General features: G+C 59.7%; 2 protein-coding genes. Both read left to right on the plus strand.

What is annotated here, in order from left to right; translation table 11 throughout:
• The first annotated feature begins 317 nt into the window (after positions 1-317).
• The gene (locus NHF53_RS24210) at positions 318-1,001 is read left to right on the plus strand and encodes a recombinase family protein (protein WP_308218703.1); all 684 of its coding nucleotides are present in this window, start codon (positions 318-320) and stop codon (positions 999-1,001) included.
• A gap of 362 nt (positions 1,002-1,363) precedes the next feature.
• On the plus strand, positions 1,364-1,887 hold a 524-nt coding region (locus NHF53_RS22455; protein WP_252836185.1), incomplete at its 3' end, for a L,D-transpeptidase.

Genomic DNA, 1,887 nt, shown 5'->3' on the forward strand with positions numbered 1-1,887 from the left:
GGGAGCGGACGTCACGGTGTGCGCAGGAGCCTCGTAACCTATTGATATAAAAGACATTTATCAGCGACAAAATCGGTCGATTAAGACATAAGCATTCAAAAGGGCCGATTCAATGCCCACCGCGCTGCAAGTTATTGATTCTGTTGAATACGTGTTCATCTCAGCAACGGCCGTTCGGGCGAGGATAGAAAGGACCCATTTTGTCAAGCAGGTCGGTTGAGTGGCAAAAATATGAGCAAACAAAAAGTAGTATCTGGTTTGAGCGATCTCCTCTCCGGCATCCCGATCCCCGCCCGCCGCCAGAAGGCAGGGCGGAGATGATCATCGGCTATGCACGCGTATCGACGGAAGAGCAGCGGCTCGACCTGCAGCTTCAGGCATTGAAGGCCGCGGGATGCGAACGCATCTTCAGCGATCACGGAGAATCGGGCACCCAGTTCGAACGGACCGGTCTCGATGCCACGCTGGCGCAACTGCGCCCCGGCGATACGCTCGTCGTCTGGAGGCTCGACCGGCTCGGACGATCCCTCTCCGCCCTCGTCGGCCTTCTCGAGAAACTGGGACGGCGCGGCGTCAGCTTCCGCTCGCTGACCGAGAATATCGACACAGCGTCTTCGGGTGGACGGCTGATGTTCCACATGATGGCGGCGCTTGCGGAGTTCGAGCGCTCCATCATCGGCGAACGGACTCGTGCCGGCATGGCCGCCGCACGCGCCCGCGGAAAACGGCTCGGACGCCCCAGGGCACTCACCGAAGAGCAGCTCAGGTTCGCATCCTGTTCAATCACCTGCAGACAACTCGGTCTCCATGAGGTCGCCAGAGAACTCAACGTCTCGTCGCGAACCCTGAAAAGAAATCTGGCCACGACAGACAGTGCCGTCCTCTCCTGCGGCTCCGATTGCCAAATGTGCGGATACGACATCCCTACGTCCGTCCCGCTGGCAAAGGTGGAGCACGCACAAGACAGGCACTCTGTCCGGCGGGCATCGGCGGGACGATGAACCCTCCGACCGGCGCGGATAATATGCGGGCAACGCCACAAGGGTTACCCTCTCCCAGCTGGTTCCATTATCCCTTGTCGCCAGGTGCGAAAGTGATCGGAACCTTCTCACTCAGTCCCCGACGAGACACCGGAGCGGCAATTGAATGCATCGGGTGACGTTACGACAGTGCACAGAGCACGGGCCGGGCTGGCGGGCGCCTGCCGAACAAGCGAACTACCAATGCCGGCTCTTCGCCTTCCCGAAAATATCGCCCCACAAGGGTGTTTCGATCTGTTTGCACGACAAACCGTCGTAAAGCAAAAATTTACTATGTTGAAATAAATGGTGTCTTGGCAGAATGACTTTGCTCGAGAGCTTCAATGACCCTGAAGAATAACGCCTCTGATTCGCCTCATCACATCCCCACCCTGATTACACGCCGAAGCCTGCTGCAGTGCGGTGGGTTGTTATCTCTGGGCGGCTGCTCCAGCAGCCTACAGCTTCCAGACCTCGGTCTCGACACGCTTACCACCGCATCGATCGTTCCCCGGCTCGGCCTCTTTGGCGAGGCCGGCGAAGGCGCGACAGACTACGCCGCTGTCCAGGACGAAGGCTATCTCCTGCCGGCGATACCCTATCAGAAGGTCAAGGCACGATTTCGCCGGCAGCGGGTCGTCGACCCGACCGGCGAAGCTCCCGGAACCATCGTCGTGGTGCTGCAGGAGCGACATCTCTACTTCGTACTGCCGGGCGGCGAAGCGATCCGTTACGGCGTCGGGATCGGCAAGGACGGCTTCCGCTGGTCGGGCCGCGCCCGTATCCAGTACAAGAAGAAGTGGCCGGTCTGGACCCCGCCTGAAGAGATGATTCAGCGCCGGCCGGACCTCGTCAAGTACCGATCGGG

The sequence above is a fragment of the Ciceribacter sp. RN22 genome, assembly GCF_024054295.1.
GTDB lineage: Bacteria > Pseudomonadota > Alphaproteobacteria > Rhizobiales > Rhizobiaceae > Allorhizobium > Allorhizobium lividum.

Excerpts from the sequence above, each read along its gene's own strand:
- NHF53_RS24210 (WP_308218703.1), top strand. The coding sequence starts at position 318 with ATGATCATCGGCTATGCACGCGTATCGACGGAAGAGCAGCGGCTCGAC.